18 protein-coding genes and 1 pseudogene are annotated in these 18,494 nt (G+C 47.0%); 7 read left to right on the top strand and 12 right to left on the bottom strand.

Translation table 11 applies throughout. From position 1 onward, the window contains the following. Positions 1 to 652 precede the first annotated feature (652 nt). Positions 653 to 1,336 (bottom strand): Uma2 family endonuclease, encoded by a 684-nt coding sequence (locus H6F52_RS03940; RefSeq protein ID WP_190532052.1) that lies wholly within the window; start codon positions 1,334 to 1,336, stop codon positions 653 to 655. 179 nt (positions 1,337 to 1,515) lie between these two features. Here H6F52_RS03940 and H6F52_RS03945 point away from each other — a divergent pair, with 179 nt between their 5' ends. Both H6F52_RS03945 and H6F52_RS03950 read left to right on the top strand, forming a co-directional pair. Beyond that, positions 1,516 to 1,902, top strand: a complete 387-nt coding sequence (locus H6F52_RS03945) for a hypothetical protein (RefSeq protein ID WP_190532054.1) — start codon at positions 1,516 to 1,518, stop codon at positions 1,900 to 1,902. A gap of 111 nt (positions 1,903 to 2,013) precedes the next feature. Further along, the gene (locus tag H6F52_RS03950; RefSeq protein ID WP_190532056.1) at positions 2,014 to 4,200 is read left to right on the top strand and encodes an NACHT domain-containing protein; all 2,187 of its coding nucleotides are present in this window, start codon (positions 2,014 to 2,016) and stop codon (positions 4,198 to 4,200) included. Between the two features lie 114 nt (positions 4,201 to 4,314). Here H6F52_RS03950 and H6F52_RS25975 read toward each other — a convergent pair. From H6F52_RS25975 to H6F52_RS03970, 5 genes and pseudogenes are all read right to left on the bottom strand, one after another. Then, a pseudogene (locus H6F52_RS25975) lies at positions 4,315 to 4,416 on the bottom strand (archease); the annotation flags it as partial. 15 nt (positions 4,417 to 4,431) lie between these two features. Further along, positions 4,432 to 4,656, bottom strand: a complete 225-nt coding sequence (locus H6F52_RS25150; protein ID WP_199300367.1) for a hypothetical protein — start codon at positions 4,654 to 4,656, stop codon at positions 4,432 to 4,434. 30 nt (positions 4,657 to 4,686) lie between these two features. Further along, positions 4,687 to 6,150 carry an ABC transporter permease gene (locus tag H6F52_RS03960; RefSeq protein WP_199300369.1) on the bottom strand — a complete coding sequence of 488 codons (1,464 nt, stop codon included), beginning with the start codon at positions 6,148 to 6,150 and terminating at the stop codon, positions 4,687 to 4,689. A gap of 389 nt (positions 6,151 to 6,539) precedes the next feature. Beyond that, positions 6,540 to 6,971: an archease gene (locus tag H6F52_RS03965; protein ID WP_190532058.1), complete on the bottom strand. Its 432-nt coding sequence runs from the start codon at positions 6,969 to 6,971 to the stop codon at positions 6,540 to 6,542. Positions 6,972 to 6,975: 4 nt separating this feature from the next. After that, positions 6,976 to 7,860 carry a GTP-binding protein gene (locus H6F52_RS03970; RefSeq protein ID WP_190532059.1) on the bottom strand — a complete coding sequence of 295 codons (885 nt, stop codon included), beginning with the start codon at positions 7,858 to 7,860 and terminating at the stop codon, positions 6,976 to 6,978. A 30-nt stretch (positions 7,861 to 7,890) separates the two neighbouring features. On the opposite strand from H6F52_RS03970, the gene H6F52_RS03975 reads away from it, so the two are divergent. Further along, on the top strand, positions 7,891 to 8,703 hold the full coding sequence (locus H6F52_RS03975) for a hypothetical protein (protein WP_190432582.1): 813 nt from the start codon (positions 7,891 to 7,893) through the stop codon (positions 8,701 to 8,703). Between the two features lie 35 nt (positions 8,704 to 8,738). Here the strand turns inward: H6F52_RS03975 and H6F52_RS03980 are convergent, their stop codons facing one another. The 3 genes from H6F52_RS03980 to H6F52_RS03990 are packed head-to-tail and all read right to left on the bottom strand — an operon-like array spanning position 8,739 to position 11,269. Beyond that, positions 8,739 to 10,199: an RtcB family protein gene (locus H6F52_RS03980; protein ID WP_190532062.1), complete on the bottom strand. Its 1,461-nt coding sequence runs from the start codon at positions 10,197 to 10,199 to the stop codon at positions 8,739 to 8,741. Between the two features lie 47 nt (positions 10,200 to 10,246). Beyond that, entirely contained in the window at positions 10,247 to 11,059 is an 813-nt protein-coding gene (locus H6F52_RS03985; RefSeq protein WP_190432578.1) for a lycopene cyclase domain-containing protein, read from the bottom strand. 15 nt (positions 11,060 to 11,074) lie between these two features. Beyond that, the gene (locus H6F52_RS03990; RefSeq protein WP_190532064.1) at positions 11,075 to 11,269 is read right to left on the bottom strand and encodes a hypothetical protein; all 195 of its coding nucleotides are present in this window, start codon (positions 11,267 to 11,269) and stop codon (positions 11,075 to 11,077) included. A gap of 391 nt (positions 11,270 to 11,660) precedes the next feature. Here H6F52_RS03990 and H6F52_RS03995 point away from each other — a divergent pair, with 391 nt between their 5' ends. The 3 genes from H6F52_RS03995 to H6F52_RS26335 are packed head-to-tail and all read left to right on the top strand — an operon-like array spanning position 11,661 to position 14,192. Further along, on the top strand, positions 11,661 to 12,623 hold the full coding sequence (locus H6F52_RS03995) for a trypsin-like peptidase domain-containing protein (RefSeq protein WP_190532067.1): 963 nt from the start codon (positions 11,661 to 11,663) through the stop codon (positions 12,621 to 12,623). Between the two features lies 1 nt (position 12,624). Beyond that, the gene (locus H6F52_RS04000; protein ID WP_190532070.1) at positions 12,625 to 13,554 is read left to right on the top strand and encodes a trypsin-like peptidase domain-containing protein; all 930 of its coding nucleotides are present in this window, start codon (positions 12,625 to 12,627) and stop codon (positions 13,552 to 13,554) included. Then, positions 13,551 to 14,192, top strand: coding sequence for a response regulator transcription factor (locus H6F52_RS26335; RefSeq protein WP_190411570.1), 642 nt, complete (start codon positions 13,551 to 13,553; stop codon positions 14,190 to 14,192). The genes H6F52_RS04000 and H6F52_RS26335 overlap by 4 nt, the downstream gene beginning before the upstream one ends. Positions 14,193 to 14,977: 785 nt before the next feature. On the opposite strand, the gene H6F52_RS04010 is transcribed toward H6F52_RS26335, so the two are convergent. The 3 genes from H6F52_RS04010 to H6F52_RS04020 form a co-directional block, all read right to left on the bottom strand. Continuing rightward, a complete protein-coding gene (locus tag H6F52_RS04010) occupies positions 14,978 to 15,373 on the bottom strand; it encodes a VOC family protein (protein WP_190532073.1) in 396 nt (131 codons plus the stop codon). Between the two features lie 217 nt (positions 15,374 to 15,590). After that, entirely contained in the window at positions 15,591 to 16,655 is a 1,065-nt protein-coding gene (locus tag H6F52_RS04015; protein ID WP_190532076.1) for an aldo/keto reductase, read from the bottom strand. A gap of 138 nt (positions 16,656 to 16,793) precedes the next feature. Further along, on the bottom strand, positions 16,794 to 17,780 hold the full coding sequence (locus tag H6F52_RS04020; protein ID WP_190532079.1) for an aldo/keto reductase: 987 nt from the start codon (positions 17,778 to 17,780) through the stop codon (positions 16,794 to 16,796). A gap of 227 nt (positions 17,781 to 18,007) precedes the next feature. Between H6F52_RS04020 and H6F52_RS04025 the strand changes: the two genes are divergently transcribed. Next, a complete protein-coding gene (locus H6F52_RS04025; RefSeq protein WP_190532081.1) occupies positions 18,008 to 18,481 on the top strand; it encodes a GNAT family N-acetyltransferase in 474 nt (157 codons plus the stop codon). The last annotated feature ends 13 nt before the right edge of the window (positions 18,482 to 18,494 follow it).

Here is an 18,494-nt window from a genome sequence, read left to right on the forward strand (position 1 = left end):
TCGCTCTAAACTGTTTTCTTTTAACTATATTATTTGAAACAAATCTTATAATGTTCTTTCCAAAGTAGTAAAACTTATCCCATTTCAGCAACTTATTCGTAATCACTAATCCCCCCCGATCCCAAACTTCTTTGTCTACCGCACATCATCCTATTCAGAGTAGAAGGGGGTAGGGGGGATAGAATATTTAGCCTGAAAATGTTGAATGAGTATTGACTAAATCTCTGAAGTATTTTTTTCACGAAGCGTCTGCAAAAAAAAGCAATCCCCCCAACTTTTAGTTTTTAAGACTACAGCACCTCAGGTTGTTAAAGGTAGAAGGGGGTAGGGGGGATAGAATATTTAGCCTAAAAATAGTGAATGAGTATTGTCTAAACATCAGAAAATTTTTTTGTGATGAATTTCTCCGTATAAAGAATGATGTATTTTGGGAAACTATCGATAAGGGTTCAGCAGATAGGTAATAGCGAGAGGGAGGAGGAATTTTGGAGCGATCGCTTCCAGCACCGAAGCTGAAATTGAGAAAAGCGGGTAAGCGTTGCGAAAGCTCTTCGCTTATCGCTCAACTTGAACTGGAATAGACCCAGATGCGATCGCACTGATGAATTACTACCGTGCGTTAGCAAAGCATACCGTAAGGCTTATCGCATTTCTACAGAGTATCGGGCTCAACTCCCATCTGCCGCAGTCGCTCTGCCAAACGCTCTGCCCGTTGACGCTCCTGCTGTGCGACTTCTGCGGGTGTAGAGAGTTGATTACCATTCTGGTCGTACCAGTACAGCCACTCCCGCGTCCAAGCCCGATAAGTACCCTGCGCCCTCCCAATTCCTAAGCCAATCTCAGGTATCCACACTGGCTCACCCGATTGCAGCACATACTGCCCATCCACCAAGCGATAAACCTCAAAGGGATTGTGCTTGTCACGCCTATGGTACTCCGGGTTGTAGATCGCATAGTACGACACGCCAATACTGGCATACTCATCTTTCTTGCTGTCGTACTCTTGACCGTAAGTTTTAGAGACATACTCAAGTGCCAGAAGGGGAACCTTGTCCTCTTGCCAGATAACATAACTCAACCGTCCCCCAGCACGAGTCAACCGTTCAACTCCCAAGCTTAAGAATCCATCAGGGACAATTGCAGATTTTTCAGGGTCATAGTAGACCCCCATGTTGATGCCCCAAAACCAGTCTGTGCGGTTCTGCCAAAGCCAAGCCAGGATTTCTTCCAATAAATTAGCAACCAGAATTTGTAGTTGACTTTCCACAGGCTTATGGTCAGTTTCAGGCAGTTCTTCAGCGGTGGGAAGATGCTGCAACGGGTTGTACTGTACCATGACGTTTCCCTCTGGTAACTTACTGCTTGTATCTTAACTAGGCAGGGCAGTCGAGTTGTAGTTGCAGGCAATGTCACCTTTTGTTGTTGTTGACTACTTAAACAGGTCTTTGCAAATCAGCAGAGACTAAGTTAAAACTAGGGCAACACATCTACCTATAACTGTGGTGCATGGAACCTATGTCGCTTACAGCTGGCGCGCTCGTCACTCTAGTTTTAACCAAAGCCTTTGAAAAGACAGGTGAAGTGCTGGGAGAAAAGGCACTAGAGCAAGGCGGTAAGTTAATGCAACTGCTCAGGCATAAATCTCCTGACACCGCAAGTGCGATGGAAATGGTTGCACAACGTCCAGAATTAGTTGAACAACAACCTGAGATTTATGGCGAAGCCGTCTTGGTGGAAAAAATAGAATCAGCCGCCAAGTCAGATCCTGAGATTGCTACTGCTGTTCAAGCTTTAGCGGATGCTGTCAAGGCTCAGCTGCCAATTACCACCATTGAGAATTGGCAAGGGATAAACATTAAGGGCGGAAATCCCATAATCAATAACCCTAGCTTCAATTTCTGACTACAGTCACCCGAAGGGGAACGGGTAAAGTTAAAGTCTCTTACTGAAAGGTTAAAAGAGCTGGCTGGGCTTTCTAGAGGACGGTGCATAGCTCTTTGGCGAGCGGTGGGAATGCCTCGCACTGAAGCGATTAAACTTACTGATTATTCATCTATTGGCACACCTTGGGCTGAATTACAGCCGTGTGATGATAAGCCACTAATTGTACTTATTGGAGAATTTGGGGCTGGCAAGTCACTGCTTGCGGAACGCCTCTTTCAAAGGTTGATTAAGCAAGCTGAAGAAAGTAGTAATGCTCCTGTGCCTGTATATCTGAAGGCGAAGAAGCTTACAAGTTCGCTACAAGAAGCTGTAGAAGCTGAAATCCGTAAATTACCAGGAGCATCAATCGCTCAAGGTGTTGCAGTAATCATCGATGGGGCTGATGAGTTGGGCAGTGACCTGGCTGTTCAGTTATGTGACGAAGCTTGCGTTCTCGTCAACGCCTGGTTAAAAACTACTGTGGTTATTACCAGTAGACCAATTCCTACCCTTGTTGAATCAGAGGAAGCTGTTCAAGTTCCTCTACTTTCCGATGAAGAGGCATATGCTCTGGTTGAAAGATTCTCAGGACAACAAATTACGGCATATGTGGCTTTGAGATGGTCTCAATCAGTCCATGATGCTATTCATCGACCTTTGTTTGCTGTCCTACTTGGTATCTACCTACGAGACCGAGACATGATAGCACCTAGTTCTGTAGGAGAACTGCTATCAAATCTTGTTGAGCGTTCCCTCCAACAGGCAAGAGCAAGTAACCCTAATGTTGAGCAACTGCTACAACACCTTGCAGCTCTTTCTACTGACCGCAGTAAAGGTCTAGTTACTAAAACTGAGGTGGCATCAAGATCAGAATTACAAATACTTTTAGACTCAGGATTAGTCGTTGAGGATGCTGGAACCATTAGTTTTTCACTACCAATCCTGACTCAGTGGTTTGCAGCACAAAGTTTAGCTGCTGGCATACCTGATCCAAATGACCTTACCAATGACTCTGAGCGACTTGAACGTTGGCGGTATCCAATAGCTATTTTTGTTGGTTCTTTCGACCATGACAGAGTATCAAAGCTACTGGTACCACTTGCTGAGAAGCACCCAGCTTTTGCCGCAGAAATTGTCAATGAGGAATTAGCCAGAAGGATTTGGAACGGTATACAGAATGTTTCCTTACCATCGTCATCTGAATGTGGACAACGAATACAGACAGCAATGCAGGCATGGGTAAGGGGTATTGACCCACTCTTTAAGCTTATTTCTCCTGTCCGAGATGATGGGACACTGCCACCAATAGGAATACACATAGACGAAGAACGGCTTACAACCTCTTGGTACTGTGGGAGTGATGACCTCGCTGATGTAGTCAAGTTGCAATTCTCCCAGTTCGGAGCCTCATCCGGTTGGCCCACAATTCGTGGTGGAAAGCCTAGCCCCAAGTCGGCTTGGGCTTGGGAGTGGACATTGAATGAGCTTGTTTATTCACTGTCTAAGTTATTACAAAATCGTGAACTGCCAATTAATGATGGTCTTCTTTTACGAGAAGCTGTTTGGCAGACAGCACTTACGGTCACTCGCCGTGGAAAGTTTAATTACACTCCTATCTCTCTAATCGAAATTGAGGAATGTCTCGCTAAATTACCACTGAATATTTTTCCTTCAGGGGTGACGAACAGAAGGCGTACACTATACCTCAATCAGCTTATGGCAGAAATCAACCATCTCCGTGAAGCAGGAAAAGTAGAGTTGCGCTCTCCTTTGCCTGAACCAGACCTTGGTCTTAGAGATGGATGGATCGGGAAAAGTTATACTCAACAGCAGCTGTTAGCTCGTGCCAAGGCTGTGTACTCAGGAGCGATTGAGGGATACAAGCAACTTGTTGATACATGGTTTCCAAAGTTGGCACCTCAGCTAAAAACAGCAGTGATGCTACCTGTCCGCTTTGTAGGTGTAATTGTTCAGCAGGGGGATTTCGGTATTCATTGGCATTTTGAGGTACTTCCTCACGGTAGTCAAAGTATTGTCGAACTCAGCGTTGGGGAGCGAGATATCTCCATAGACTATATCCATTTGCGCTCAGCATTGGATGAGCAACTACATTCTCTACGTCCTGAAGCAGCTACGTGGATTGGTTATACTATGTCTTGGTCAAATCTTGATGTGTTCAATCCCAACTCCGCGACAGAGCTGGCATACAGTTGGCTATGGCATGACCTTGAGAGGGTTTCTTGGGTAGATGGTCTTCTCGGTAGAATTCTTTGGTAAAGAGCCTGGTTCTTACGGAAACTTCTCAAGCAATTAGATTAAAAGTGGAACAGCACTGAGAGTAATTCCCAAAAAAATGAGATCGCTCTAAATTCTCAAATTCACAGACACGCGCTAAATATCAAGAATCACCATTGCTGTCCAACCGTCATCGGTTTTTTCTAATTGGAACTGGTGTAATGTAACAGCTTTGACATCTACTCGTTGTTGATGGCGATCGCGCGTTTCTCACTACGAGGTGACGTGGCTGGAGCCTTTGATTTGCTTGCCTGCTTGCCGCAACTGGCGTGTCAGTTGCAGGTTCAACAATACCAGTATTAGTCCCAGACCCGGAATTAGCAGAAAAATTTTCTCCGAGCCTAGTAAGAGAGCGAAAGGAGAGACAATAGACAGCGACAGCACCGCCAAGGGATCGAAATGGTGAATTCTCAGTACCGCAAAAATAGTTGGTGGCAATACAATTAGTGCCCCTAGCGTTCCCGCTGCTCAGAGCGTCCGTTGCTGAGTTCGCATGAATAATCGCAGTTGGGCTATGCTTGCGTAAATTAGGATTAAGCTAGCCACTAAAGTAAGACCAAACAACGCCCCAGTTCTGCTCTCATTTACTTTTGCAGCAGCATTTATACCAGTAGCTGATTGTGCAGGGGAGAGTAAAATAAATAAAGCCAAGGGGATGATCGCAATCACTACATTCAGCGCGATCGCTACTACCGCTGGACTTTTTTCACCCCAAATTAAATCCTTTACCAACGAGCTATCAGCGAATCTCTTGCTATTAGAACCCCTCTTGGGTCGAGCGCTTACCCAATCCTGTAGAGTTTGGCGATGAGGCGTCACAGCAGCAATTAAACAGAGGTATAGCAACAGATTCAACAACGATAGTGCCAAGAGGTTTTCTAACAGCGGCGCAGCGTAAACGCTACGATTTTCTATGGAGTTGTAATTGGCACATCCTAGAGTCAAAACTGTAAAGCAAGCAGTTAACAAATAACTCTGCTGCTTACTTAACATAGTGGCCTTGGGATTACGAAAACAACGTTGCCAAGCTTGCCAAATAAACCAAGTCAAAATGCTGTAGTTTAACAGCACAAAGCCTACGGCAGTTAAAACACTGTCACCCAATGGTAAGCTAAACCACTTAAACCCTTCTAACCCTGTGGCAAAAGATTCATTAAAAGAACTAGCAGACAAATGTGGGATGAGGCAAAAGGGGTTAAGCAGCTTCAGCCAAGTCGTTGAATTATAGTAACTGGTCGTACTTATTCCCTTAGTTAGCATTAGTAAAGCCAGAACCGTACCACTGCCTAACCAACCTTGAAAACCGCCCAGCCAAGAACTGGCAATGCCATATAACAACGCAGCACTATAAAAGAAAATACAGCTACCAACGAGAACCCCATAGAAACTCAATAGTTGTCCCAAAGAAATTTTGGCGGCGAGTCCAGCCCACAAATGGAAAGGAACTGCAACGACGGCTACCAGATAAATCAAAATCGGAACCCCTAGCAGTTTTCCCGTCAAAATACCAGCAGTAGAGTGAGGGGTGAGGCGAGTAAAATTCAGGGTGCCACGACGTTGTTCAGTAGCCAAATCACTAATTAGCAAATAAGTTCCTGCTAGTAACAGGATTAAGATGCCAATAATGCTCAGGGATATAAATCGGTCTAGTGACCATAATTGCGAGTTGATAACCAAATTGCCCAATCCATCCGACAGACATAGCGGTTCCTTACTATTAGGAAGGGGCTTGCCCGTGCAATATTTATGGTAGATATCCGCGATTCGGTTAATAGAATTCGGCATCTGGGTTTGAAAATACATGAATATTCCAAATTGACCCAGCACAGAGATAGCACTTGCCAACAGAATGTTGCGAGGTTTAAGACGTCCTTTGAGTTCCCGCAACAGTTGGGGATTCCAGTTACCCAGTGGTTCTATCAAATTGTGCATTATGGGAAAAATCTCCTCTTGAAAGGATGTTTATAAATACCCACTGCGATTGGAAGGATAAGGATATCCTGTAAGCTATGGATACAAGACGAAATCTGCCTTCGCAGGTTTCCAAACTTGGGCTTTTGGTGAGTCGGCGTTAGCGTAGCGTGCCGTAGGCTAGAGAGACTTCACTTGTGTAATATTTTCCCCTATCAGAGTATTTAAATCGAATGTCACTGGCTTAAGGGAAAATTAGCTATTCTTTGAGAAAGTAAACAGGAGGGGCAATTCATGAATTGCCCCTCCAAACACAACCTATGTTCCACTCAATTGAGAACCGCAATATTCGCTTCTTAAAATATCCGCATCGGCATTTACAATTTGCAAAGCCTTTTTGCAGATACGCACTAAATATCAAGAATCACCATTGCTGTCCAACCGTCATCGGTTTTTTCTAATTGGAACTGGTGTAAAGTAACAGCTTTGACATCTACCCGTTGTTGATGGCGATCGCTATCTAGCTTTTCTCCCTTCGTAACCGCATTTAGCTGATATAATCCATCTTTCTCGGATATCTCAACCTGTTGCGCCCTCAGCAGTAGTAACTCGCTGTCCTTGTAGTAGATGAATTCTTGCAGGAAATTAAACAGCAGCATATCCAATTCATCATTTTCTAAGCTGAAGGTGCGCGTCTCGGTTAGCGCGATCGCATCCAGATTATCAATCATTACGTTAAGGGTTGCATCACCCGCCGCGATGAAAAGCTCCTCTAAATCCTTTCCCCAAGCGTGAAAAGCAATATCCGCAGTGGCAACATCTTCAAGAAACTCATAAGGCATAGGACTATTGCTCACACGACTTTAACTGACTAATAATTTCTTCCTTGCGATCGCTTACCTGTTTACCGATAAAAACTAGCTCCGTCCCCTCTTGTTCAAATGGCTCTAGATCCCAACGTCCAGCCACGAAATTAAATAGATAGTTTCCTTCAGGAAATCGTACAAAACCTTTCGCCCGATAAACATCTGTCCCAAGTGAGTCGGCAAATTCTCCAAAACATTGGCGATCGAAAGTCGCAGGACTTGTCGTGCTAAAGGATTCAAATTCAAGTTGGTGAACGTGGTGAGGTTGCGGTTGAACTCGCTCTCGACCAATACCAAATAGTAAATCTGGGTCTACTTGGCATCGCTTAGTATGCAAAATTGAGGCGACTTCGTTGAAGGAGCGCAATTTATCTTCTATCGCCTTTAACTCGCTTTCAGAAACCAAATCAACTTTGTTCAAAAGGAGGGTGTCTGCTGCTTCAATTTGTATCCTAGTGGTATGTCCCACAGACGGATATTTCACCATTGCATCGGCATCGATAACCGTGACAACTCCATCCAGTCGCACTTTAGTTAAGCTTTCTTGAATGTCGAACACCAGCGCATCTGGTTCTGCAACCCCTGTTGTCTCCACCACAATATTATCCGGGTCAACGCTATCAATGATTTCATTGACAGCGGCTTCAAACTCGCCTAACAGCGAACAGCAGACGCAACCACCACCGAGATCCGCCATTTGGACATTTTTGCCTTGAATGATTTTAGTATCAATACCAATTTCGCCAAATTCATTCATCAAAATGGCAATCTTTTTAGGAAAAGAGTCGAGAATGTGACGAAGCAGAGTTGTTTTTCCGCTTCCGAGTGGCCCCGTAATCACTGTTAATGGCGTGCGTACCTGCATAAACTATCCCTTTGATGGAACTGCACTGCGATGATTGAAGAAATTCCAGCGAGAATACATTTACTTCCAGCGAAAGGCTCGCCCTACGTCGCTGTAATCAGACGAAAGCCGTCAAAAGTTTTCCACATCATTCGTTGGAATACAGAAGACGATTGCCTAGAATATGGGTCTTGGTTTAACGGTAAGTTATATCCAAAAAGATGCGATATATCTTTCGATGGAAAATGGATGGTTTATTTGGCGATGGGGGGGCGTAATGGCAACACCTGGAGCGGGGTTTGTCTGTTGCCTCGGTTAAAAACCCACTTGGAGGCAGACAATATGGGAACGTGGTTTGGAGGAGGCTATTGGAAAGATGAGAAAGAACTGTTATTGAATGGTTTGGGACAGCCAAAAGGCAGCATCCCTTTTAAATTAGGACAGTTGAATTCCCAGTTTGGAGGAGAAGATTTAGGCGTACTATATCCCCGGTTGGAGCGGGATGGATGGACTAGAGCTGGAGACAATTACGGCAATAATGTGAAAGTTGAGAATTCCAAAACGTATACGGTCAAGTGCGAAAATGACGACGGCTGGTATTGGCAGCCGAGTCGAGAGCATCCGACATTAAGAATGTATTACACAGGTTTTTTGCAACGTGGCTATACTTTCAAGTTTAGGTTAGATGAATATCCCGATCTTCTTGATTCTATTGACTGGGCTACTTGGGATTTTCTGGGTAATTTAGTGTTTGCCAAACAAGGAACCCTCTACAAATACAAGCTTAGTGACTTCAAAAAAGGTAAGCCTAGTTTCTGTAAAGATTTGGAATTTTTAGAGCAACCTAAAAAGCCAGAATTTTAGTAGGAGATGGCGATCGCGCAAATGTTAAATTTGCTTTATCCTTTGATATTTCCAATCGGTGTTAACCGCACCACCTTTTTACTAATCCCCGCTAACTCAGCCGCTTCAATCACATCATCAATGTCTTTGTAAGCTGCACCCGCTTCTTCTGCTAGTCCAGACATTGAGGTACTGCGGACATATATGCCCTTCTTCTGCATATCTTTCAGGAGTGTTTCTCCCTTCCAAGCTTTTCGAGCCTTGGTACGGCTCATTGTGCGTCCGCTTCCGTGTGCAGTGCTGAAGAAAGTTTGATCGCCAGTGGGTACGCCGACTAATAAATAAGATCCGGTTTCCATACTGCCGCCAATAATAACTGGCTGACCAATGTTCTTGTAGCGTTCCGGAATATCTGCCATTCCTGCTGCAAAAGCGCGAGTTGCACCTTTACGATGGACGAGGAGCGATCGCTTTTTCCCATCCACAATATGACTCTCTAGCTTGGCGGTATTGTGTGCCACATCATAAACCATGTGCATCCCCAAGTCTTCCGCCGAACGTTCAAAGATTTCCGAAAATACTTCGCGGATGCGATGCAGAATCACTTGACGATTGGCATAAGACATATTGATGCCGCATTTCATCGCAGCGAAATAAGCTTGTCCTTCTGGAGAATCAAAGGGCGCACAAGCTAATTCTCGATCAAGTATTTTAATTCCATACTTGCTATCCATTACCTTTAAAAATCTTTGCAGATAGTCAGTTGCCACCTGATGACCAAATCCGCGACTTCCACAGTGGAACATCACCACCACCTGATCTGGCATGGTAATTCCCATTGTCTTGGCTAACTCTGGATCGAAAATATCTTGCTTTCGAGCAACTTGAATTTCTAAATAATGATTGCCCGATCCTAGAGTTCCAATTTGATTAAAACCCCGGTCAATTGCCTTGTCACTAATCTTTGCAGAATCAGCACCTTTAATGCAGCCGTTCTCTTCAATGAGTTCTAAATCTTCTTCCCAACCATAGCCATTATTGACGCACCACTGAGCGCCTTGTTCGACCACTTTGCGAAAGTCATTCCGCGATAATTTCACAAAGCCACTGCTTCCCACTCCAGCCGGAACCCTTTCGTAGAGCTTATCTACCAGCTTTTTGATATAGGGTTTGACTTCATGGTAGGTGAGGTTTGTAACCATCAAGCGCATTCCGCAATTGATATCAAAACCGATACCGCCGGGGGAAATCACGCCCCCCTTTTCCACATCCATCGCCGCCACGCCACCTATGGGAAAACCATAGCCAAAGTGTCCGTCAGGCATACACATAGCATATTTGGTGATTCCTGGCAGCGTCGCTACATTCGTAACTTGGTCGTAAACCGCTTCATCTAATTCGGAAATTATCTTTTCTGTCCCATAAATCCGGGCGGGAACGCGCATCCCTTCCTTGTAGGAAACCGGAATTTCCCATACCGTGTCAGAAATTTGTTCTAAAAATTCCTTAATAGGCATCTCGGTTTTACTCCCAAAAGGTGATGTGGAAAATAGAGGCAACCATCTCAAACCGTATCGTTTCCAGACTCTACCTGAGCAAGAGCTTTTGGAAGTTCTGGTCGCCCATTATTGAGAATAGGGAAAGAGATGAGTGGTAGAAGCGATCGCATCTTCCCCACCAATAGAAACAGTAAAAGTCCTTGCACCACTAGCAGGTTCGTGATTAAAAAGAATGTCGCCTCTTCAATCGGCAACCCAAACGGCTTAAATCCAATGCTATAGGTCTCAGAAATGCTCCAAATGCCCTGTCCGATGGCAATGCGGTCGGCTATCCACAGGTAAACTGTGGGGATTAGAGTGCCAATCAGCCAAGCATCTTTTCTGGCCCAGAGTTGCTTTGCTCCAACTCCCCACTGTAGCGCCAGTATGGGGCATGCCCAAGCTAAAATTAGCCCCATGTACACAGTCTTCTCCGACTGCAACATAAAAGCTCCCGCAATGCTGAGAACGAGCCAGAAAACGATGCCAGATGCTCGCAGCCAAGGAGAATCCTCCTCCTGTGCTGGCTCAGTTGTGAGAGGAAACAACCAGTACAGCCACAGACCTGTTAGAAGTGGCTGAAGGATGAAGAATAAATATTCCTCAACGGGCACGTAGCCAATCGTACCCACCACCCGATCCGTGCCATAGTTCCATACGTCGTGCCAAACCAGGTAATTGTCCCACGGTGTCGTATAAATCAGGGCAATCAGCGCAATCAGGGGTAGCCCTAACCACGCTCTCAGTCCTCCAATACCAGCTAGAGGTTGGCGTTGAACCCATGCTAGAAAGAGGATTGGTGGCAGGATAAAGACAAGGTGAAATGCAAAGTAGCTCATCTTGCTAGCAATACTCTAAACATTAATGATGCCGAAGTAAAAGCCAAAAAACAGCAACACAATCGCCAGAGTTGGTATCGTCAGGCTGATGCGAAATGCCTTCGGAGGCAAGTCTTCAGAGGTAATTACACTATCTCGTTGTACCTGAGTAATTGGCTTGGAGTTCTTGTCTGCCGGTTTTTGGGATGGATTGGTTTCTGTTGGTTCCATAGACTTTTTTTGCGTTCTTCATGACTTGCCTGCTGTCTATGTTGGAGAAACCGCTCTCAGCTTACCTCGTTCTTAAGAACTACCTTCGTGCGGGGTAGCGTTCTGCCAGAGGAGTTAGCCCTCATAAAGTTGGCTTGTAATTAGGAATACACGCAACCCTAGCCATTTTTCTAGGGTGGGTTCTCCCCATTTCTCCGATGCCGCCCGTCTTTTGAAAACGGCACGATATCAGCAGGAAGTGGCAATTCGGTTTAAATCGGGCAGACCTCACCCCCGAACCCGCTTCTCTACCCCCGCGAGGAGGGTTAGGGAGAGATGGAGAGGGGTTGAGGGAGTTTACCGAACCGGATTGGCAGTTATCCCGTAAAAGCGATCGCATGGGAGAAATGGAATGTCTTTATCTTCATCGGAGATATCCAGCACCTTGCTGGCTCTGTCCAACAATTTAGCCGATACTGTTGAGCGAGTCGGTGCCTCAGTTGTTGCAGTCAATGGGCGAACCTCCCACGGGAGAAGAGGATGGCTAAGGCGGAATTCCTCCTCAAGCGGTATCCACTGGCGACCCGGTATCATCGTCACCTCTGACGAAACCATCAAGCGCGAAGAGGAAATCACCGTCACCTTACCCGATGGTCGGACAGTCCCCGTTACCATCCTGGGGCGTGACGCTAGCACCGATGTCGCTGTCCTGAAGCTAGAAAACATCGAATTCCCGGTGGCGGAAATTGGCGATGCGGCAACCCTAAAGGTCGGTCATCTAGCACTTGCACTCGGACGCGGGACTGAGAACGGCGTGAGTGCCTCTATGGGTGTGGTGAGCGCGATTGGGGATGCTTGGCGTAGTATGAGCGGTGGTTCGATCGATCGATTTGTGCGTCTTGATTTAACCCTCTACTCCGGATTCTCCGGCGGGCCGATGGTCGATGCAGCCGGTAAAGTTGCAGGCATGAACACCTCCGGGCCTCGCAATATGGCTTTAACCATTCCCGCGTCTACGGTGAACCGGGTGGTCAATCAGTTGCTTTCAAAAGGACGGATTGCACGAGGCTACCTGGGTTTGGGAATGCAGCCGGTTCGCTTGCCCGATACGCTGAAGAGGGCGCTTTCTCTGGCTTCTAATGGTGGGGTGATTGTTGTCAACGTTGAGCCGAATGGTCCTGCGGATAAAGCTGGGGTGCTGATTGGCGATGTGCTAGTCGCAATCGATGGCAATCCGGTCAGCGACACAGAGAACGTGCAGGCGATGTTGGGGACGGAAACCGTCGGAAAAAGCTTGAAAGTGCAGCTGATTCGAGGGGGTGCGCCCCTGGAAGTCACACTCATCGTTGGCGAACGACCGGCGAGGGAGGATTAAGATGGTGAACTTGACAAGTCAGCGCTTCGCGATCGCAACTCTAGAAAATACAGGTGCAAGTGCAGAGATTGCCCTGGAGTTGTCGCAAATCGCCGAACAACTACGCCGTTGTACCGTACAAGTCCGCAGCAGTCGCGGGGGTGGCGGATCGGGTGTAATCTGGAATTCTCAAGGTTTGATTATCACCAACGCTCATGTCGCCCCTTTCGACCGGGCGATTGTGGAACTTTGGGATGGACGAGTCATTGAGGCTATCCGCACTGATATCGACTCCAGACAGGATTTAGCAGCACTCCAGGTTGAGGCAACTGACCTTCCCGCCGTCACGGTAGGCGATTCGGAGAGCCTCAGAGTCGGCGAACTGGTGCTGGCAGTGGGAAATCCGCTAGGTTTAGTTGGCGCACTCACTACGGGAATTATCCACGCGACTAACGCCACCGATGACTTCAGCACTCAAAGATGGGTGAAGGCTGATATTCGGCTAGCACCCGGAAATTCTGGGGGTTTGCTTGCCGATGCACGGGGGCGAGCGATCGCAATTAACACGATGATTGCCAATGGGTTAGCGTTGGCAATCCCCAGTAAGAGAGTCGAACGGTTTCTCAAACGCGATCGCCCACTCTCTCTGGGCGTCACCCTCCGTCCCGTACTGCTTCGTTTAGAAAATCAGCGCGTTTTAGGCTTATTGGTGTTGGAAGTTGCTCCGGGGAGTTTAGCTGCCTCGGTGAGTCTTCAAATGGGCGACGTGCTAATAGCCGTGGGCGGTGAATCTTTTCATACTCCTGAGGATCTGCTCAGCATTCTCAAGTATGCCGAACCGGGGAAGCCCCTGATGTTGGAATTTCTGCGTTCTGGGAGACGCTGCTACGCGATCGCATCTGCTCCTCAAGACAGTGCCGAACCAACCTTTCCAGAGGTGAAGTCAGCGTGATTTCGGTCGTGGTGACAGCCGAAAATCCCATCGTGCGTGCGGGGTTGGAGAGCATCATCCGCACCTCTGAGTTGCTGGAAATCGTCGGTAGTTCCTCTAGCACAGACACTCTGGTGCAGCTGCTTGAGGAACGACAACCCGATGTGGTGTTGCTGGATTATTCCTTCTCAGATGACGATCCGGCTGAAGAGAAATTACTCGCGCTTGGTGCAGAATCTCCGGCACTTGTCATCTTAGCGAACAACCCCCACAGCACTTGGCTAGAGTCGGTTTTGCAAGTCGGCGTGCGGGCAATCTTACCGCGAACGGCAACGGCTGAGGAAATTGTCGCAACTGTGGTGACAGCAGCGCTGGGGCTGATGGTGCTACATCCAGACTTTATGGATTCTCTGCTGCCTCTCAGAGAGTCCTCCGCACGCCGACTCCCTGCTTCCCCGATTCAGGCGCTGACACCACGGGAGATTGAGGTTTTAGGGATGCTGGCGCTGGGAATGGGTAACAAGAATATCGCCAAGCAGTTGAGCATCTCGGAGCATACCGTCAAGTTCCACGTATCATCGATCTTTCAAAAGCTCAATGCTTCCAGCCGAACTGAGGCGGTGACTCTGGGTGCGAGGTTGGGTTTGATTATGTTGTAAGCAAATGAGGTCGTGGCTATCAACTTAAAACGCCATGCTTGGCAAATCGAATTTCCTAGCCCCTTCCCTAGCAGGGAAAGGGGCTAGGGAGAGGTTAGATCGGGATGCCAACCGTATCCTACAAGTGGGGCGGGTCATATGAAGACGGAACTCGTCTAGCTCGGTTTACTTCCCTCCTGGTGGTCCGTCATGTCTATTCGGATCTTTCTTCTGCTTCTTAGTGCCGTCAGATTCCTTTTTAGGCTTTTTGGCTTCTTTGCCACCCTTTTCCTTTTCCTTGCCCATAACAATTCCTTAATAGAGGTTCCCTTAATTGTGGAACAATTTACAGATTTCGGAACATGGAAAACTGTAATTTTATATTTCGATTTAGGGGAGCAATGGTGGTTTGGAGACCGATAGTTAGCGCTGGGACAACAAGGGCGGAAAAAGTCAGTTCGCCAGATTAAAGTTGCGATTTTCTCTCTTCAGCTACATTATTCGCTGGAAAGCCCTCTTCTCGGATCGGTAGCACGCCAGGATATTGGCTCATTTCACATGGGTTCGATTAAACCTGCACCGCCTTGTGTCAGGAGTTCTTTAAAGGTATCGAAGGCACTGTGTCCGTCAGCAAGCCGCACCTAAGAGGGATGCGGAATTTGGTTTGCCTTTGGTTTCCGAACGCTGAGATAAACTGCTATCCAGGGGCAGCGCTTTTTTTGTAATGCTGACGGCAGGCCCAAAATGCAAATAGCGATCGCACAATCATTAGCGTAGGAATCGCTAACCAGACTGGCTCTTTTATATCAGTCTAAAAATTGATATAAACCGATAAGATTTCCATCAGGATCTCGAAGATAGGCTGTCTTCATTCCATAGTATGGGTTGGTCATCGGATCTGTAGTAAATTCGATGTCTTTATGTCTTAATTCGTGATAGGCTTCGTCCAAGTTAGGGACTGAGAAAATTAATACAACTTTGTCTTGACATTCGGCACTGGAAGGCTTCTGATCGTTTCCGATCATCTCTGCCATTTCCTTGCGCCTGAATAAAGCCAGCTTCATATCTCCCGCTTCAAATTCAGCATATCCGCTCGTGAAATCTTCTACATTTACCTTGAATTGCATTACATCTCGGTAGAACAGAAAGCAAGCTTCAATATCAGTAACCAGAAGCCTTGTATATGCAGATTTAACTTTCATGGCAACTTCACCTTATTTAAGCGATACATTTTTGTGGGAGATTTAAAAATCGTTTCGTTCTGGATTTTGCAACCTTAACATTACAGATTCCCGCTCCAATTCCCCCAAGCATTCCTGATTCTCTGGCTTTAGCGTAAATTCTGCAAGGTGAATTAGATCGCCATTGGAAATTATCAGGAAATAGCATGGGTTTATTGATTTATTCCTTACCCTGGTTTCAGCTGCGATGATTGTCGATTAAGTTGAATGTGCCGCCATAAAGGCGATCGCGGATCGTGTCATTACTCAGGAAGTCATGGGGGAAGCCCAGATCGATCTGACTCACCTCATTGAGGCGTTGCAAATGCTCTGGCGTCAGATGGACATCTAGGCAAGCCAGATTATCTTCGATCTGGCTGACCTTCCGAGAACCGATAATCGGGATGATGACGCTGCTTTGAGCGCTTAGCCAAGCCAGCGCCACCTGTGAAGGCGTGTGCCCAATTTCTTCGGCAACTTGACACACAACGTCAGCGATCGCTAAATTCCGCTCGGAAATATTCCCCCCTATCGTTCCGATTCGCCCCTGTTCGCCCCCCTGTTCGCTATTGTTGCTCTGGGTGCGCTGATTGTACTTGCCCGTTAGCACACCGCCACCCAAGGGCGACCACGGCGTAATTGCCAAGTCGAAAGCCTTTGCCATCGGTAACAAGTCGCGTTCTGGCGTCCGCTGAATCAAACTGTACTCGACTTGCAACGCTACAAACGGCGTCCAGCCGTAACACTGCGCCAGCGTGTTTGCTTGGGAAATAATCCAGGCGGGTGCGTCAGAAATGCCAATGTAGAGAACCTTGCCAGAGCGTACCATGTCATCAAAGGCACGCATCACTTCCTCTACAGGTGTCGTGAAATCCCAAGCGTGCAGCCAGTATACGTCAATGTAGTCAGTTTTAAGGCGTTTCAGACTGCCTTCTAATGACTGCATCATGTTCTTGCGATGGTTGCCACTGCCATTAGGATTTCCCGCGCGAGCGCTCATGTGCAAGGGAAACGAGTATTTGGTAGCAACGACAAAGCGTTCCCGTTCTGAGGCAATGAACTCACCAACCATTTTCTCGCTGGTGCCCTCTGTGTAGCCGTTGGCAGTGTCAATAAAGTTACCGCCTGCTTCCACAAAGGCATCAAAGATTTGGCGGCTTTCATCTTTAGATGCGCCCCAACCCCAGTCTTCACCAAAAGTCATTGTGCCAAGGCAGAGTTCGGAAACTCTTAATCCACTCTTTCCGAATAGCTTGTATCTCATGGTTTTCCTCGTAGAACGAAGGGAGTTTTAGCGCGGACAAAAAATCTGATGGCTCGGAATTAACCGTTTTCAGGATTGCACGCAGTAACTTTGACCTGTCACAAGCATCTTTGTAGCAGAAACCGTCGCTCAAAAATGTCAGCGGTTTACCATGCTCATCATCGATTCCGGATAACGTCCGCCGCTAGCAACGCCCTTAGGTGCCACTTCGTTGATGCGCTGCAAATCTTCTGGCGTCAGATTCACTTCCAGCGCCGCGATATTTTCTTCCAAATATTGCCGCCGCTTAGTTCCGGGAATCGGAACGATGTCTTCACCCTGCGCCAGCACCCAAGCAAGAGCCAGCTGCGCTGGTCGGCAACCTTTTTCTTGGGCAAGTTCGTCAATCCGTTGCACCAGTTCCAGATTTTTCTGAAAGTTGTCGCCCTGAAAACGCGGTGAGTTGCGACGGTAATCATCAGCAGCCAAATCATCAAAGCTTTTGATTTGCCCGGTCAAAAACCCCCTTCCGAGCGGGCTATAGGCAACAAACCCTATGCCAAGCTCTCTACAGGTGGCGAGATTTTCGTCTTCTGGATCGCGGCTCCACAGGGAATATTCGCTCTGCAATGCGGTAATTTGATGTACGGAGCAAGCACGACGCAAGGTTTCCGCTCCGGCTTCCGAGAGTCCTAAATATCTGACTTTGCCTTCTTGAACCAGTTGCGCCATCGCACCGACGGTTTCCTCGATGGGAGTATTTGGGTCAACTCGGTGCTGGTAGTAGAGGTCAATCGTCTCTACACCCAGACGACGCAAACTCGCTTCGCACGCAGAACGAACATACTCCGGTTTGCCATTGATACTGCGAACCGTCGGGTCTTCGCTGCGAACGATGCCGAATTTAGTAGCGAGAACCACAGAGTCGCGGCGATCTCTTATCGCTTGTCCGACCAATTCTTCGTTCTTGAATGGCCCATACATATCAGCCGTGTCGAGAAAATTTAGCCCCAATTCTAGCGCCCGATGAATGGTGGCAATTGATTCAGTATCATCGCGGTTGCTGTAAAAATCTGACATTCCCATGCAACCCAAACCGATTGCCGAGACGGTGAGATCGCTTTGTCCTAACTGTCGTATCTTCATCGCTAATTTCTTTGTTAAAGTTTGCCTGATTGACTTGCGCTCAGTCTACGCAGGGAACGATGTTTTGTCACTTGCTTGGGGATACGTCTTAAGATAGACATTTTTCCTAACTGGCAATCGGTTTTCCGCCTTCACACTTGGTGGGGCTTTACTCAGCGGTTGCACATCGACTTTAAGGATCTCAAACTTATAATCTGTCCCGTTTATACTTAACGGCAGAAAAACAGATGATAGAAATCAAACCGATACAATCACACCAAGTTGAAGAAGTCAAGCGCGTAATCATCGCGGTTTGCAACGAAATATGGCAGCTTCCTGAAGAAGTGATTAGGCGTTATGATGCCATGTCTGATATAGATGGCTTGCAATCGCACTACTTCGACAATAAGGGCACATTCTTGGTGCTGATTGATGAGGAGCGGGTTGTTGGCAGCGGCGCAATTCGGCCTTTGAGCGACGACATCTGTGAACTAAAGAGAATGTGGTTTCTTAAAGCTTATCGAGGACGAGGGTTGGGGACGAAAATGGCTCAGATGCTCTTAGATTTTGCCAGAATTACAGGTTATAAGAAAGTCAGGCTGGATACGATTGATGAACAAAAACAAGCACAAGCTCTGAAGCTTTATCAGCGGCTCGGCTTCTATTTTATTGACCGATACAACGAGGGTCATTGTACTGTGTTCATGGAGAAAATGCTTTAAAAAGTAAAAATTG

The organism is Coleofasciculus sp. FACHB-542, assembly GCF_014695825.1.
Taxonomy (GTDB): Bacteria; Cyanobacteriota; Cyanobacteriia; order Cyanobacteriales; family FACHB-T130; genus FACHB-T130.

What these genes read in the sequence shown, in the direction of transcription:
- H6F52_RS03940 (WP_190532052.1), bottom strand. Translation starts at nt 1,336, where the DNA reads ATGGTACAGTACAACCCGTTGCAGCATCTTCCCACCGCTGAAGAACTG.
- H6F52_RS03945 (WP_190532054.1), top strand. Translation starts at nt 1,516, where the DNA reads ATGTCGCTTACAGCTGGCGCGCTCGTCACTCTAGTTTTAACCAAAGCC.
- H6F52_RS03950 (WP_190532056.1), top strand. Translation starts at nt 2,014, where the DNA reads ATGCCTCGCACTGAAGCGATTAAACTTACTGATTATTCATCTATTGGC.
- H6F52_RS03960 (WP_199300369.1), bottom strand. Translation starts at nt 6,150, where the DNA reads ATGCACAATTTGATAGAACCACTGGGTAACTGGAATCCCCAACTGTTG.
- H6F52_RS03965 (WP_190532058.1), bottom strand. Translation starts at nt 6,971, where the DNA reads ATGCCTTATGAGTTTCTTGAAGATGTTGCCACTGCGGATATTGCTTTT.
- H6F52_RS03970 (WP_190532059.1), bottom strand. Translation starts at nt 7,860, where the DNA reads ATGCAGGTACGCACGCCATTAACAGTGATTACGGGGCCACTCGGAAGC.
- H6F52_RS03975 (WP_190432582.1), top strand. Translation starts at nt 7,891, where the DNA reads ATGATTGAAGAAATTCCAGCGAGAATACATTTACTTCCAGCGAAAGGC.
- H6F52_RS03980 (WP_190532062.1), bottom strand. Translation starts at nt 10,199, where the DNA reads ATGCCTATTAAGGAATTTTTAGAACAAATTTCTGACACGGTATGGGAA.
- H6F52_RS03985 (WP_190432578.1), bottom strand. Translation starts at nt 11,059, where the DNA reads ATGAGCTACTTTGCATTTCACCTTGTCTTTATCCTGCCACCAATCCTC.
- H6F52_RS03990 (WP_190532064.1), bottom strand. Translation starts at nt 11,269, where the DNA reads ATGGAACCAACAGAAACCAATCCATCCCAAAAACCGGCAGACAAGAAC.
- H6F52_RS03995 (WP_190532067.1), top strand. Translation starts at nt 11,661, where the DNA reads ATGTCTTTATCTTCATCGGAGATATCCAGCACCTTGCTGGCTCTGTCC.
- H6F52_RS04000 (WP_190532070.1), top strand. Translation starts at nt 12,625, where the DNA reads ATGGTGAACTTGACAAGTCAGCGCTTCGCGATCGCAACTCTAGAAAAT.
- H6F52_RS04010 (WP_190532073.1), bottom strand. Translation starts at nt 15,373, where the DNA reads ATGAAAGTTAAATCTGCATATACAAGGCTTCTGGTTACTGATATTGAA.
- H6F52_RS04015 (WP_190532076.1), bottom strand. Translation starts at nt 16,655, where the DNA reads ATGAGATACAAGCTATTCGGAAAGAGTGGATTAAGAGTTTCCGAACTC.
- H6F52_RS04020 (WP_190532079.1), bottom strand. Translation starts at nt 17,780, where the DNA reads ATGAAGATACGACAGTTAGGACAAAGCGATCTCACCGTCTCGGCAATC.
- H6F52_RS04025 (WP_190532081.1), top strand. Translation starts at nt 18,008, where the DNA reads ATGATAGAAATCAAACCGATACAATCACACCAAGTTGAAGAAGTCAAG.